The 13,626-nt window shown below is 69.8% G+C and carries 11 protein-coding genes and 2 riboswitches; of the genes, 1 reads left to right on the top strand and 10 read right to left on the bottom strand.

Annotated features, from left to right (window positions below; translation table 11 throughout):
* The coding region (locus F3J14_RS28840) for a helix-turn-helix domain-containing protein (protein ID WP_166725847.1) at positions 1–452 on the top strand (452 nt) is incomplete at its 5' end.
* A 69-nt stretch (positions 453–521) separates the two neighbouring features.
* Here the strand turns inward: F3J14_RS28840 and F3J14_RS28845 are convergent.
* The 10 genes from F3J14_RS28845 to F3J14_RS28890 form a co-directional block, all read right to left on the bottom strand.
* The gene (locus F3J14_RS28845; RefSeq protein ID WP_166725848.1) at positions 522–1,625 is read right to left on the bottom strand and encodes a glycosyltransferase family 9 protein; all 1,104 of its coding nucleotides are present in this window, start codon (positions 1,623–1,625) and stop codon (positions 522–524) included.
* Positions 1,622–3,325 carry a thiamine pyrophosphate-binding protein gene (locus F3J14_RS28850; protein WP_166725849.1) on the bottom strand — a complete coding sequence of 568 codons (1,704 nt, stop codon included), beginning with the start codon at positions 3,323–3,325 and terminating at the stop codon, positions 1,622–1,624. The genes F3J14_RS28845 and F3J14_RS28850 overlap by 4 nt, the downstream gene beginning before the upstream one ends.
* A gap of 150 nt (positions 3,326–3,475) precedes the next feature.
* Positions 3,476–4,864 carry an L-serine ammonia-lyase gene (locus F3J14_RS28855; RefSeq protein ID WP_166725850.1) on the bottom strand — a complete coding sequence of 463 codons (1,389 nt, stop codon included), beginning with the start codon at positions 4,862–4,864 and terminating at the stop codon, positions 3,476–3,478.
* A 30-nt stretch (positions 4,865–4,894) separates the two neighbouring features.
* Positions 4,895–6,031 carry an alginate lyase family protein gene (locus F3J14_RS28860; RefSeq protein ID WP_166725851.1) on the bottom strand — a complete coding sequence of 379 codons (1,137 nt, stop codon included), beginning with the start codon at positions 6,029–6,031 and terminating at the stop codon, positions 4,895–4,897.
* 152 nt (positions 6,032–6,183) lie between these two features.
* Positions 6,184–9,111, bottom strand: a complete 2,928-nt coding sequence (gcvP, locus tag F3J14_RS28865) for an aminomethyl-transferring glycine dehydrogenase (protein ID WP_166725852.1) — start codon at positions 9,109–9,111, stop codon at positions 6,184–6,186.
* Positions 9,112–9,172: 61 nt separating this feature from the next.
* On the bottom strand, positions 9,173–9,553 hold the full coding sequence (gene gcvH, locus F3J14_RS28870) for a glycine cleavage system protein GcvH (RefSeq protein WP_166725853.1): 381 nt from the start codon (positions 9,551–9,553) through the stop codon (positions 9,173–9,175).
* Positions 9,554–9,667: 114 nt separating this feature from the next.
* Complete coding sequence (gcvT, locus tag F3J14_RS28875) at positions 9,668–10,786, bottom strand: glycine cleavage system aminomethyltransferase GcvT (protein WP_166725854.1); 1,119 nt, start codon at positions 10,784–10,786, stop codon at positions 9,668–9,670.
* A gap of 84 nt (positions 10,787–10,870) precedes the next feature.
* Positions 10,871–11,005, bottom strand: a riboswitch (glycine riboswitch).
* Between the two features lie 31 nt (positions 11,006–11,036).
* A riboswitch (glycine riboswitch) is annotated at positions 11,037–11,141 on the bottom strand.
* Positions 11,142–11,253: 112 nt separating this feature from the next.
* Complete coding sequence (locus F3J14_RS28880; protein WP_166725855.1) at positions 11,254–11,622, bottom strand: hypothetical protein; 369 nt, start codon at positions 11,620–11,622, stop codon at positions 11,254–11,256.
* Positions 11,623–11,846: 224 nt separating this feature from the next.
* A complete protein-coding gene (locus F3J14_RS28885; protein WP_166725856.1) occupies positions 11,847–12,899 on the bottom strand; it encodes an oxidoreductase in 1,053 nt (350 codons plus the stop codon).
* A gap of 222 nt (positions 12,900–13,121) precedes the next feature.
* Positions 13,122–13,626, bottom strand: a 505-nt coding sequence (locus F3J14_RS28890; RefSeq protein ID WP_166725857.1) for an SGNH/GDSL hydrolase family protein, incomplete at its 5' end; no start/stop codon positions are given.

Consider the following 13,626-nt stretch of genomic DNA (forward strand, 5'->3'; position numbering starts at 1 on the left):
TCCCGCTGCCCGACGCGCAGCGCGACGACCTGCAGGCCGAGGTGCTGGGCGCGCTGTTCGACGCGTGCGCGCAACCGGCGGATGACGGCGCGGGCGGCGCGCCGTCGACACGGCGCTGGATCGTCGAGCAGGCACGCGAGTACGTGCTGGCGCACCGCACGCGCCCGGTCGGCGTGCCCGAGCTGTGCGAGCAGTTGCACGTGAGCCGGCGCACGCTGCAGTACTGCTTCCAGGACGTGCTCGGCATGGCGCCCGCGACCTACCTGCGCACGCTGCGGCTGAACGGCGCGCGGCGCGACCTGTGCGGGCGGGCGGCCGGTTCGGTGCAGGACGTCGCGGAGGCGTGGGGCTTCTGGCACCTGAGCCAGTTCGCGACCGACTACCGGCGGCTGTTCGGCAAGCGGCCGTCGGAGACGCTGCGCGAGCGTGCCGTGATGGTCGCGGCCGGGTGAGCCGGGTGAGCGTGGCGGCGGCGTGTGGAGGCCGCTGAAGGTTCGATCTTTCGGGCGACTTCCGTTGTTCTATTCGGCCGCGGCGGCCCCAGCGGCCGCTTCGCGCGGCGCCGGCCACGGCAACGCATCCCAGTCGATCGCGCGGTACGCGGCTTCGACCGCCATCAGATCCTCCGGCCGCTCGCTGCGATGCAGCCCGCGCAATGCGGCCGGCACGTCGAGCTCGACCGGCACGCAGTGCGGATAGTCGCGCACGCGCAGCGCCGGCCCGATCGTCGTGAAACAACCGAGCGTCGGCACGTCGAAGCCGTCGGCGACATGCAGCGCGGCCGTGTCGGGCGCGAACAGCACGCTCGCACCCTTGACCCAGGCAATGAAGTGCGCGGTGTCGGGCGCGTCGCGGCTCACGTCGACGTAGGCGGGATGCGCGACCGGGCCGAACCCGACCACCGGCAGCCCGTAACGCTGCGCGAGCCGCTCCACGAATGCCGCGCGCAGCGCGGGCGGCACGCTGCGCACCGCGGTGCTCGCCGTCGGGCAAAACAGGACGTACGGCCGCTGCGATTCGGCCGGTAGCGCAGGCAGCCGCAGCCGCGCGAGCCAGCGATTGCGCTTCGCGACGGCCGGCACCGTGGCCGGATCCACACCGAGCGCGTCGAGGAAGAAGTCGATCATCGGCTGCCGCGCGAACGCGGGCCAGTACAGGTGATTGCCGAGATCGATGCACGGCGCGTGCGCGGGCAGCGCGTCGACGGCGTACGGCAGCGCACGTGACGGTGCGACGACGTCGGCCGCGAGCGCATACAGCGCTTCGACGTAGCGCGGTGCGCGGGCCGGCCGGTACAGCGTGAAGCGCACGCCCGGATGCATCGTGCGCAGCGCGGCGAGCGCGGTCAGCCCGATCACCGAGTCGCCGAGTGCGACACCCATTCCGTTGATCACGTGCACCTCCGACGTACGGCCGTAATCGCGCCGGAACGGCCGATGAACGGCATGCAGCAGGCCGAGCGCCGCCGCGGCCGGCACGCAGCCTTCCGCGCGATCGCTGCCGTGCTCGACATCGTACGGCGCGACGAGCGTACCGTCTGGCGCGAGCAGCGTGCCGGGGAGGACGAGCGCGTCGTCGTGCGACAACGCGAGACTGGCCGGTGCGGCGTGCATACCCATGATCATGCGCCGCGCGCCCGGCGGCCCTGCTCGCGGATCTGCTCGAGCGTCGCGGCCGGCGTGCTGGCGTCCTGCGGAATGCGGATCTCGATCAGCGCCGGCAGCCCGCAGGTCAGCGCGCGCTCCAGTGCCGGCGCGAAGTCGGCGGTGCGCTCGACCGTCTCGCCGTGCGCGCCGAACGCGCGCGCATACGCGGCGAAATCGGGGTTCGTGAGCCCCGTGCCGTGGACGCGCCCCGGATAGTTGCGCTCCTGATGCATGCGGATCGTACCGAAATGCCCGTTGTTGACGACGATCGCGACGATGTTCAGCCCGTACTGCATCGCGGTCGCGAGTTCGTTGCCGGCCATCATGAAGCAGCCGTCGCCGGCGAGCGCGACGACGGCCCGCGCCGGATACAGCGACTTGGCGGCGAGCGCGGCGGGCAGCCCGTAACCCATCGCGCCGCTGGTCGGCGCGAGCTGCGAGCGGAAGTGCCGGTACGCGAAGTGGCGATGCAGCCAGATCGCGTAGTTGCCGGCGCCGTTGGTCAGGATCGCGTCGTGCGGCAGGCGCTCGCGCAACTGCACCATCACGTCGCCGAGCTGGACGTCGCCGGGCATCGGCAGCGGCGCATGCCATTCGCGGTACGCGCGGTGCGCGTCGGCGGCCGTGCCGGCCCATGCGGGGTGCGCCGGCGGTTCGAGCGCGGCGAGCGGCGCCGCGATCTCCGGCATCCCCGACACGATCGGCAGGTCGGCCGCATACACGCGGCCGAGTTCGTCCACGCCCTGGTGCACGTGGATCAGCGTCTGGCGCGTCTTCGGGATGTCGAGCAGCGTGTAGCCGCCCGTCGTCGCTTCGCCGAGGCGCGGGCCGAGCACCAGCAGCAGGTCGGCGTCGCGAATCCGCTTGCCGAGCGCGGGATTGATCCCGAGGCCGACGTCGCCCGCGTAGTTCGGGTGCGCGTTGTCGAAGGTGTCCTGGAAGCGGAACGCGCACGCGACCGGCAGCTGCCAGCGCTCGACGAAGGTGCGCAGGTTCGCGCATGCGTCGGGCGTCCAGCCGCTGCCGCCGACAATCGCGAACGGCCGTTCCGCGCGCGCGAGCCGTTCGCGCAGCTCGTCGAGCTGCGCAGCCGACGGCGATGCCGCGACGCGTTTCGCGGCCGGCACGACCGGCTGCGGCGCGCACGCTTCGGACAGCACGTCCTCCGGCAGCGCGAGCACGACGGGGCCCGGGCGACCGGCGGTCGCGACGTGGAACGCATGGCTCAGGTATTCGGGAATGCGGCGCGGGTCGTCGATCTGCGCGACCCATTTCGCCATCTGGCCGAACATCCGCCGGTAGTCGATTTCCTGGAAGGCTTCGCGATCGAGGTGCTCGCGCGCGCACTGGCCGACGAACAGGATCATCGGCGTCGAATCCTGGAACGCGGTGTGCACGCCGATCGACGCGTGGGTCGCGCCGGGCCCGCGCGTGACGAACGCGATGCCGGGGCGGCCGGTCAGCTTGCCGACCGCCTCCGCCATGTTCGCGGCGGCCGCCTCGTGGCGGCAGACGACCGTCTGGATGCGCGCGGTGTGGTCCGCGAGCGCATCGAGTACGGCGAGGAAGCTCTCGCCCGGCACGCAGAACGCGCGTTCGACGTGATTGGCGAGCAACGCATCGACGAGCAGTCGCGCGCCGGTGGTGGCGCTCTGCTCGAGATCCTTGGAATGCGACATGGGCTGCCGTCTCCCTGGGTAGCGGGACGTACAGCTTACGCCCGTTGGCGGGGCGCTGAAAAGTGCCGGAACGCGAAAGGAGCGACCAGGAAACGCATGGAGCGAGCGTGAGCCGCCGTGATGCAGCACACGCTCGCGGACCTCACAGCATCAACACTCGACGATATTCACCGCCAGGCCGCCGCGCGAGGTTTCCTTGTACTTCGTCTTCATGTCGGCGCCCGTCTCGCGCATCGTCTTGATCACCGAGTCGAGCGACACGTAGTGCGAGCCGTCGCCGCGCAGCGCCATGCGCGCCGCGTTGACGGCCTTCACCGACGCCATCGCGTTGCGCTCGATGCACGGGATCTGCACCATCCCGCCGACCGGGTCGCAGGTGAGGCCGAGGTTGTGCTCCATCCCGATCTCGGCCGCGTTCTCGACCTGGCGCGGCGTGCCGCCGAGCACGGCCGCGAGCGCGCCGGCCGCCATCGAGCACGCGACGCCCACTTCGCCCTGGCAGCCCACTTCCGCGCCCGAAATCGACGCGTTGAGCTTGTAAAGAATGCCGATCGCCGCGGCCGTCAGCAGGAAGTCGATCACGCCCTGTTCGTTCGCGCCCGGCGTGAAGCGCGTGTAGTAGTGCAGCACGGCCGGAATGATGCCGGCCGCGCCGTTGGTCGGCGCGGTGACGACGCGGCCGCCGGCCGCGTTTTCCTCGTTGACGGCGATCGCGTACAGGTTGATCCAGTCGATCATCGACAGCGGATCCTGCAGCGCCTGTTCCGGGTTGCCGGTCAGCGCGCGATACAGCTGCGGCGCGCGGCGCTTGACCTGGAACGGGCCGGGCAGGTTGCCGTCGGCGTCCGGGTTGCCGATCCCGCAGCCGCGCGACACGCACGACTGCATCACGGCCCAGATCTTCAGCAACCCGTCGCGCGTCTCTTCCTCGGTGTGCCACGCGCGCTCGTTTTCCCACATCAGCCGCGCGATCGACTTGCCGGTCGTCTCGGTCAGCGCGAGCAGCTCGGCGCCGGTGCGGAACGGGTGGGTCATCTGCTCGGCCGCGCTCAGCACCTTCGTGTTCGGCGCGCCGGCCGTCACGACGAAGCCGCCGCCGACCGACAGGTAGGTGCGCTCGACCAGCACGTCGCCGTTCGCGGCGGACGCGCGCAGCTTCATCCCGTTCGGATGCTCGGGCAGCGCCTGCCGGTAGAACGCGATGTTCTCCTTCAGCACGAACGGCACCGGATGCGTGCCGAGCAGCGCGAGCTTCTTCGACTTGCGGACGTCGTCGAGCCGCGCGTCGATCGTGTCGGGATCGACGGTGTCGGGCGCGTCGCCGAGCAGGCCGAGCATCACGCCGCGGTCGGTGCCGTGGCCCTTGCCGGTCGCGCCGAGCGAGCCGTACAGCTCGACCTTCACGGTGGCCGTCGCGTCGAGCAGCCCGTCGCGCTCGAGGCCCTGGACGAACATCAGCGCCGCGCGCATCGGTCCGACCGTATGCGAACTGGACGGGCCGATGCCGATCTTGAAGAGGTCAAACACGCTGACTGCCATTTTGATACCTGCCTTGCTTTGAGAATGATGCTAGCGCGCCTGCAATGGCAGGCACGCGGCCAGCCATGCGGGCGGCATGACGGATAACTGCCGCGCGACACGGGCATAGCGCCCGTCGAGCCGCGCGGCCAGATGAAAGAGTTCGGTGGCGTTTTTCGGGTCCCACTGCCCCGTATAGCCCGGCAAGCCGGCTTCGCGGCGCTTCGCGTCGAACGGCACCGGCGAATTCACGAATTCCTCGTGGGTCTTCTCGCCGAGCGCGTACGGTACGAGCCAGTCGAGCGCCGCCGCGAGCGTCGCGCCGTTCGCGCCGCGCTCACGCAGCCAATTGCGGTTGAAGCGGCGCGCGGCAAGCGCGGCCGTCACCAGCGGCTGCAGGTCGTACACCGCGTAATGCAGCGCATCGCGTTCGTCGAAATCCCAGGTCTTGCCGTCCGGACCGATGTTGTCGGCGAGATGCTCGACGAACAGCCGCTGCGCGGCGTTCATCATCTTGCGGTCGCCGAGCGTGAACGCGGACAGCGCGATCAGCTTGATCCGGTGGCTCTGCCAGTTGTTGCGCCACGTGCCGGTGAGCGGGCGCTTCTGCGCGTCGATCTGCGCGACATAGCCGGCGCCCAGCTTCGCGATGAACGCCGCGGTGGCGTTGCGCGTCTTGACCGGCAGCGCGCTCGCCGTCATGTCGTACGCGACGATCAGGCTGTCGAAGCGCGTCTCGTCGATCGGGTTGAAGCTCGGCTGGTAGGTCGACACCCACGCGGACAGGAAGCGGTCGACGAGCTGCAGGTAGCGCGGCGCATTCGTCACGCGCCACGCGAGCGCGGCGTCGCGCATCAGCTCCATGTCCTTCAGCGCGTCGGCGCTCTGGTCGTAGATACCTTCGTGCGGCAGCGTGCCCTCGGTGTGCACGCGCGGCATCGCCTTCGGCTGCTCGCCGATGCGCGCGTCGACGCTGCGGATCAGCGCCTGCACACCCGGCTCGGCCTGGATCGTCTCGCTCGCCTGCAACGCGGGCGCCGCGCAGAAATTCATCGCCGCGCGCGCGCTGCCGGCCGTGCCGAGGCCGACGGTAGCGAACGACAGCGACGCGACGAGCAGCGGCACGAAGCGGCGCGTGCGCGGCCGCTCCTGCGTTGCACCCTGGCCCGGAAACATCGGACGCACCATGCGGAACTCCTTGATTGGCTGGATCGCGTGTGATGTTAGCCGGATTGGCGGGCAAGCGTGAATCGATTGGCCAGGCGACGAACGCAAAAACCGCACGCAACCGACGGTTGCGTGCGGCGTGGTCACGATCGGACTCCGGCGCGCGGCAGGCGTTATGCGTATTCCGACATCGGCACGCACGAGCAGAACAGGTTGCGGTCGCCGTAAGCGTTGTCCGCACGGCCGACCGGCGGCCAGTACTTGTTCGTGCCGAGCGATGCGACCGGGTACGCGGCCTGCTCGCGCGAGTACGCGTGCGGCCACTCGTTCGCGGTGACGACGGCGGCCGTATGCGGCGCGTGACGCAGCGGGTTGTCCTCGCGATCGGCGCGGCCTTCCTCGACTGCTCGGATTTCCTCGCGGATCGCGATCATCGCGGCGATGAAGCGGTCGAGTTCTTCCTGCGATTCCGATTCGGTCGGCTCGACCATCAGCGTGCCCGGCACCGGGAAGCTCATCGTCGGCGCGTGGAAGCCGTAATCCATCAGGCGCTTCGCGACGTCGTCGACGCTGATGCCGCTCGTTTCCTTGATCGGGCGCAGGTCGAGAATGCACTCGTGCGCGACCAGCCCGCCCGGGCCCGAATACAGCACCGGGTAGTGCGGCGCGAGGCGCTTCGCGATGTAGTTCGCGTTGAGGATCGCGATCTCGGTGGCGGCGGTCAGGTTCTTCGCGCCCATCATCGCGATGTACATCCACGAGATCGGCAGGATCGATGCCGAGCCGTACGGCGCGGCCGACACCGCGCCGATGCCGTCTTCTTCGCGCGTGTAGCCGGTCGAACGCTGGTTCGGCAGGAATTTCGCGAGGTGCGCGCCGACCGCGACCGGGCCGACGCCCGGGCCGCCACCGCCGTGCGGGATGCAGAACGTCTTGTGCAGGTTCAGGTGCGACACGTCGCCGCCGAACTGGCCCGGCGCGGTCAGGCCGACCATCGCGTTCATGTTCGCGCCGTCGACGTACACCTGGCCGCCGTGCGCATGGACGATCTCGCAGATCTCGCGCACGTTCTGCTCGAACACGCCGTGCGTCGACGGATACGTGATCATGATCGCCGCGAGGTCGTTCGCGTGCTGCTCGGCCTTCGCCTTGAGATCAGCGATATCGACGTTGCCCTGCGCGTCGCATGCGACGACCACGACCTTCATGCCGGCCATGTGTGCGGAGGCCGGGTTCGTGCCGTGCGCGGAGGCCGGGATCAGGCACACGTCGCGATGCGCTTCGCCGCGCGATGCGTGGTAGGCGTGGATGATCAGCAGGCCCGCGTACTCGCCCTGCGAGCCGGCGTTCGGCTGCAGCGACACGGCCGCGTAGCCGGTGGCCGCGACGAGCATCTGCTCGAGCTGGTCGATCATCTCGCGGTAGCCGACGGTCTGCTCGGCCGGCGCGAACGGGTGGATCCGGCCGAACTCGGGCCACGTGACCGGCAGCATTTCCGACGTCGCATTCAGCTTCATCGTGCACGAGCCGAGCGGGATCATCGAGCGGTCGAGCGCGAGATCCTTGTCCGACAGGCTGCGCAGGTAGCGCAGCATTTCGGTCTCGGAATGGTGGCGGTTGAACACGTGGTGCGTCAGGTACGCGCTCGTGCGCTCGAGGCCGGCCGGCAATGCGGCGACGCCGGCGAGGCCCGCGTCCAGCGCGTCGACGGACGGCGCGGTGCCGCCCGCGGCCTGCGCGAACACGGCGAGGAGAGCGGCGAGGTCGTCGCGGGTCGTCGTTTCGTCGATCGACACGCCGACTTGCGTGTTGCTCACGCGGCGCAGGTTGATGCGCGCGGCCTTCGCGAATTCGTGGACCTGCGCGGTGCGCGCGCCGGTGTCGATCGTCAGCGTGTCGAAGAACGTGTCGTTGACGGGCGCGAAGCCGAGCTGCTTCACGCCGGCGGCGAACAGCGCTGCGATGCGGTTCACGCGCAGCGCGATCGTCTTCAGGCCGTGCGGGCCGTGGTAGACCGCGTACATGCTCGCCATGATCGCGAGCAGCGCTTGCGCGGTACACACGTTCGACGTCGCCTTCTCGCGGCGGATGTGCTGTTCGCGCGTCTGCAGCGCGAGGCGCAGCGCGGGCTTGCCCTGCGCGTCGACGGTCACGCCGACGAGACGGCCCGGCATCTGGCGCTTGAATTCGTCACGCACCGCGAGATACGCGGCGTGCGGGCCGCCGAAGCCCATCGGCACGCCGAAGCGCTGCGTGTTGCCGATCGCGACGTCCGCGCCCCATTCGCCGGGCGGCGTCAGCACGGTCAGCGCGAGCAGGTCGGCCGCGACGACGACATGGCCGCCGGCCGCGTGGATCGCTTCGGTGAGCGCGCGGTAGTCGCGCACGTCGCCGTTGACGCCCGGATATTGCAGCAGCACGCCGAACGCGTTGGCCTGCGCGGCGTCGGCTGCCGGGCCCGTCTTGACTTCGATGCCGATCGGCAGCGCGCGCGTGCGGATCACTTCGAGCGTCTGCGGCAGCACGTCGTCGGCGACGTAGAACACGTTCGACGCCGGCTTGCCGGTGCGCTGCAACAGCGTCATCGCTTCGGCCGCGGCGGTGGCTTCATCCAGCAGCGATGCGTTCGAGATCGCGAGGCCCGTGAGGTCGGCGACCATCTGCTGGAAGTTCAGGAGCGCCTCGAGGCGACCCTGGGAAATTTCGGGCTGGTACGGCGTGTAGGCCGTGTACCACGCCGGGTTTTCGAGCACGTTGCGCAGGATCACGGCCGGCGTGTGCGTGTCGTGATAGCCCTGGCCGATGTATGAGCGGAACACCTGGTTCTTGTCCGCGAGGGCACGCAGCGCGGCGAGGGCTTCGGCCTCGCTCTTCGGTTGCGCGAACGGGCCGAGCGGCAGCGTTTCGGCGCGGCGGATCGAGGCCGGGATCACGGCGTCGATCAGGGCGGCGCGCGACGCGAAGCCGAGCGTGTCGAGCATGGCCTGCTGGCTGGCGGCATCGGGGCCGATGTGGCGTTCTGCGAACGCGTCGTGCGTTTCGAGCGCGGCGAGCGAGAGGGGCGTGCGGTTCATCAGACGGTCCGGGTGTTCGAGCTTCATGGCGTGACTCTGGTCCCGCGCGGGCCGGCTGGCCGGCCGCGCGCGGTTCGGGTAAGGAAAATTAGTCGATCAGCTTGCTGTATGCAGCGGCGTCGATCAGCTTGTCGGTCGATGCGCCGTCCGCGAGCTTGATCTTGAAGAGCCACACGGCGTATGCGTCGCTGTTCACTTCTTCCGGCGAGTCGGCGGCTTCTTCGTTGATGGCGATGATCTCGCCGGACACCGGCGAGTAGATGTCGGATGCCGCCTTCACCGATTCGACGACGCCGACTGCGTCGCCTTCCTTCACCGACTTGCCGACTGCCGGCAGCTCGAGGAAGACGATGTCGCCGAGCGTGCTCTGCGCGTGATCGGTGATGCCGACCGTCAGCGTGCCGTCGGCTTCGGTGCGGATCCACTCGTGTTCGTCGGTGTATTTCAGATCGGCCGGGACGTTGCTCATCGGATGCTCCTGGATAAAAGGTATGTTCGTTATGCTGGCGCGCCGCCGGGGCGCGCCGGATGGGGTTGCGCCGGGCGCCATTTCCCGGCTTGCCGGGAGGCGGCCCCCCGGTCGTTACGCAGCGAGGACCTTGCCGTTGCGCACGAACGGCAGTTTTACCACGCGCGCGGGAAGTTGCTTGTCTCGAATCTGCACATGTATGGTGTCGCCGACGTGGACGGCCGCTGGCACGCGTGCGAACGCGATCGATTCCTGCATCGACGGCGAGAACGTGCCGCTCGTGATCTCGCCTTCGCCGTGCGGCGTGACGACCTTCTGGTGTGCGCGCAGCACGCCGCCCGCCTTGCCGTTTTCCTTTTGCAGGATCAGCCCGACGAACGCGGCGCGCGTGCCGTCGCGCTCGAGCGCGGCGCGGCCGACGAAGTCGCGCGGTGCCGACAGGTCGACCGTCCAGGCGAGGCCCGCGTCGAGCGGGGACACGTTTTCGTCCATGTCCTGGCCGTACAGGTTCATGCCGGCCTCGAGGCGCAGCGTGTCGCGCGCGCCGAGCCCGCACGGGCGCACGCCGTTTTGCTGCAGCGCGGTCCACAGCGCTTCGACGTGCACGGCCGGGACGATCACTTCGAAGCCGTCTTCGCCGGTGTAGCCGGTGCGCGCGATGGTGAGCTCGCCGAACGGCGTGCCGGCGACCCGCGCGGCGTTGAACGGCTTCAGTTCGCTGGTGGCGGCGCGCGCGGCGGGCACCGTCGTCCAGACCTTTTCACGGGCGTTCGGGCCCTGCACGGCGACGATCGCGAAATCGCGGCGCGGCGCGATGGTCAGGCCGTAGCCGCCTTGTTCGTTGAGCTGGTTGAACCACGCGATGTCCTTCTCGGCCGTGCCGGCGTTGACGACGACGCGGAAGAAGTCTTCGGTGAAGTAATAGACGATCAGGTCGTCGATGACGCCGCCCTGCGGATTGAGCAGGCACGAGTAGAGCGCCTTGCCGGGGGTCTTGAGCTTGCCGACGTTGTTCGCGATCGCGTGCTCGAAGAACGCGCGCACGCGGCTGCCGGTGAAATCGACGACGCACATGTGCGACACGTCGAACATGCCGGCGTCGGTGCGCACGGCTTCGTGTTCTTCGATCTGCGAGCCGTAATTGACGGGCATGTCCCAGCCGCCGAAGTCGACCATGCGGGCATTGAGCGCGCGATGCGCGGCGTTGAGCGGGGTGTGATTCAGTGCAGTCATCGAGGCCTCAGGCAAGGCGCTTGCGCGCGGGTCAGAACGGCCATGTGCCGACCGCCGCGGCCGTGAGCCTGCGAGCGATCCGGTACATGCCCCTCTGTCCTCGATACCTGAGAGATTGCGTTGCGGCCGTGAGCCTGCGAACGCGCGCCCCTTCGGTGGGCAGCTTGCCCCGCGCCGCATGGGCGCAACGGGCTACTGCCGCTCTCCAGAGTGCGGGGAGTGCGGCCCGCGCAATGCGCGGACGGGATTCCCCGACGCGGTCGGTCCTTTTGCCTGAGAGTTTGCGGGTGTGCCCCTTCGGCGGCGCGACCGGCGTTGCTAGCTACGCGGTCACACGCTCTCCCGACGCGTGCGGGCGACTGTACGCGAGCGGGTGGGCATTGTCAATTTGAGCAAAAGAATGTCGCTTCGCGACAAGCGGCGGCGTGGGGCGCCGCCGCTTTTGCCGGCACCGGCGGGCGCCGGCGTCACTCGCCGATCGCGCGCGCGGCCGTGTCGAGTTCCTGATTCAGCACGCGCTGCTCGTCGCCGGACAGGCCGCCATTGTGCTGGGTCGACATGTCGTTCGCTTCCTGGCGGATCACGTCGAGGCGATGGTGCAGCTGCGCGCCGTACGGCGGCGGGTAGTAGCCACCATTGACGCGCGTGTCGATCCGCCGGTGCAGGTTGTCGATCCGGCCCTGGACCTCCTGCATGCGGTCGTTCGCGACGACCTGCGGATTCGGTCGCGGGGCAGGCGGCGGCGCCTGCCGGACCGGCCGCTGCGGCTGCACGACACACGCGGCGAGCGAGGAAACCAGGACGCAGCATGCCGCTGCGCGAATCAACCGTTGCATCACATTCTCCTGACGGTTTGGAGTCGGATCGACTTTTTGAGAAACGCGTCAGACCGGACGACCGCTGACTTTCGTTCCCGCACCATTTGTAACGGAATGTTCGGGGCAGCGGCGCCATGGGGGCTGACGCATGGCCGCTGCCGGCGTTCGGCGCGGCGCGAAATGGCGCGGGATGCGCGCAATGGCGGCTGCGGCCGGATCGGCACTGACCCGGCCGGCGGCCGTCAGACCGTGCGGCGCACGAATGGTACCCGACGGCCTTCGTGCTCGCTCTGCGCGGCGAGCTCGATGATCGTCATCACGTCGACCGCGTCCTGCGGCGTGACCGGGAACGGTGCGCCGTCGTGGACCGATGCGGCGAGCGCGCGATAGAACTCCGCATACTGGCCGTCGAGCGTCGGCACCGGCCGCTCGACCTCGACCTCGCCTTCGAGCGTGCGCAGCACGCCGGGCGGGTTGCCGCCGCCGAACTCGACGTGGTCTGGCGTGAGGCCGGCCTTCAACTGGTCTTCCTGCGTATCGAGCCCGAACTTCTGGTAGCTGCCGCGCGTGCCGTGCAGCGTGAAGCGCGCGGGCTCGATCGCCGACAGCGCGCTCGCGTGCAGCGCGATGTCCTTGTCCGGATAGCCGAGCAGCAGATGCACGAAATCGGGCGCCGTGCCGTTGTCGCGGCGCGTCTTGACCGTCGCGCTGACCGTTTCCGGCAGCCCGAACAGCGCGAGCGCCTGGTCGATCAGGTGCGGGCCGAGGTCGAGCAGCAGGCCGCCGCCGCGTGCGGGCTCCTCGCGCCAGCGCGTGCGCGGGGTCGGCCGGAAACGGTCGAAGTGCGACGCGAAATACGTCAGTCGGCCGAGTTCGCCGGATTCGACGATGCGGCGCACGGTGAGGAAGTCGCCGTCCCAGCGGCGGTTGTGGAACGGCGCGAACAGGCGGCTGCGCGCGTTCGCGAGCCGCGCGAGCGCGAGCGCCTCGTCGGCGGTGAGCGTGACCGGCTTGTCGACGACGACGTGACGGCCGGCTTCGAGCACCTGGCGCGCGAGCGTGAAGTGGGTGTCGTTCGGCGTGGCGATCACCACGCAGTCGATGTCGTCGAGGCCGAGCAGCGTATCGAGATCGGGGACGATGCGCGCGCCCGGATACGCGGCGCGTGCGCGATCGGGCTGCCCCGTCGCGATCGCGGCGACCTCGGTGCGGCCGCTCGCGGCGATCACGGGCGCGTGGAACGTCGCGCCGGCGAAACCGAAACCCATCAAACCAATCCTGAGCAATGACGACATGGCAATCCCTGGCTGCGTACGAAACGAAAGGATGGCGCGCCGTGGAGGCGCGAGGACGACCGGCTATTTTGGCATGGCGCGGCGGCATGCATCGACGCCTTCGGCAAAATGCACGGGAGGAGGCGGCGCATGCGCGGTCGCAGCTGGCGTTTGGCGCGGCACCCGAAGGTATCGCGAGCGATTGGCCGTGCCGTCGGCGGCATGGGGCCGGCCGGCAGCCCGTCAGCGCGCCGCGTGATCCGGCGCCCGATGCCGCGGCACGGCGTCGGCCACTTGCGCGGCCCACGTGGCGCAGGCGGCCGCGCCCGGATGAAAGCCGTCGGCGGCCATCAGGTGGCGTTCGAGCGGCAGCGCGACGCGCAGGAACGTGCAGTTCGGCTGGGTCGCGGCCCAGTCGGCGAGGGCGGCATTGAGCCGCTTCGCGCGCAGCCCGAGATACCACGCGAGCGGCTGCGGCAGCGCCGGAAAGCGCTCCATCGGTGGCACCGCCGACAGGATCACGTGCCCGACCTGGAAGCGCGCGGCGAGCAGCCGCACGAGTTCGGCCTGCTGCGCCTGCCAGCGGGCCGGCGGCACGCCGCCCGTCACGTCGTTGACGCCGAGCGAGGTCACGGCCACGTCGAACGGCTCGGCCGGCTCGGTCGCGAGCCAGTCGACCAGCTCCCGCGTGGTCAGGCCGGTGCGCGCGAGCAGCTTCCAGCCGACCCGGTGGGTGGCCGCGAGCGTG

The sequence above is a fragment of the Burkholderia sp. Tr-862 genome, assembly GCF_011753085.1.
Classification (GTDB): domain Bacteria; phylum Pseudomonadota; class Gammaproteobacteria; order Burkholderiales; family Burkholderiaceae; genus Burkholderia; species Burkholderia ambifaria.

What these genes read in the sequence shown, in the direction of transcription:
- F3J14_RS28845 (WP_166725848.1), bottom strand. Translation starts at nt 1,625, where the DNA reads ATGATCATGGGTATGCACGCCGCACCGGCCAGTCTCGCGTTGTCGCAC.
- F3J14_RS28850 (WP_166725849.1), bottom strand. Translation starts at nt 3,325, where the DNA reads ATGTCGCATTCCAAGGATCTCGAGCAGAGCGCCACCACCGGCGCGCGA.
- F3J14_RS28855 (WP_166725850.1), bottom strand. Translation starts at nt 4,864, where the DNA reads ATGGCAGTCAGCGTGTTTGACCTCTTCAAGATCGGCATCGGCCCGTCC.
- F3J14_RS28860 (WP_166725851.1), bottom strand. Translation starts at nt 6,031, where the DNA reads ATGGTGCGTCCGATGTTTCCGGGCCAGGGTGCAACGCAGGAGCGGCCG.
- gcvP (WP_166725852.1), bottom strand. Translation starts at nt 9,111, where the DNA reads ATGAAGCTCGAACACCCGGACCGTCTGATGAACCGCACGCCCCTCTCG.
- gcvH (WP_166725853.1), bottom strand. Translation starts at nt 9,553, where the DNA reads ATGAGCAACGTCCCGGCCGATCTGAAATACACCGACGAACACGAGTGG.
- gcvT (WP_166725854.1), bottom strand. Translation starts at nt 10,786, where the DNA reads ATGACTGCACTGAATCACACCCCGCTCAACGCCGCGCATCGCGCGCTC.
- F3J14_RS28880 (WP_166725855.1), bottom strand. Translation starts at nt 11,622, where the DNA reads ATGCAACGGTTGATTCGCGCAGCGGCATGCTGCGTCCTGGTTTCCTCG.
- F3J14_RS28885 (WP_166725856.1), bottom strand. Translation starts at nt 12,899, where the DNA reads ATGTCGTCATTGCTCAGGATTGGTTTGATGGGTTTCGGTTTCGCCGGC.